At 51.0% G+C, this 255-nt stretch carries 1 rRNA gene; it reads right to left on the bottom strand.

The features are described 5' to 3' along the window. Window positions 1-255: ribosomal RNA gene (locus NNN71_RS25135) — 23S ribosomal RNA — on the bottom strand; the annotation flags it as partial.

Raw genomic sequence — 255 nt, 5'->3', positions numbered from 1 at the left:
ACACAAGCTGATTCAGACTCTGGGCTGCTCCCCGTTCGCTCGCCGCTACTGGGGGAATCTCGGTTGATTTCTTTTCCTCGGGGTACTTAGATGTTTCAGTTCCCCCGGTTCGCTTCATTACGCTATGGATTCACGTAATGATAGTGTGTCGAAACACACTGGGTTTCCCCATTCGGAAATCGCCGGTTATAACGGTTCATATCACCTTACCGACGCTTATCGCAGATTAGCACGTCCTTCATCGCCTCTGACTGC

The organism is Kluyvera sp. Awk 3 (genome assembly GCF_028069715.1).
Classification (GTDB): Bacteria; Pseudomonadota; Gammaproteobacteria; order Enterobacterales; family Enterobacteriaceae; genus Kluyvera; species Kluyvera georgiana_A.
This window is presented reverse-complemented; position numbering and strand designations above follow the sequence as displayed.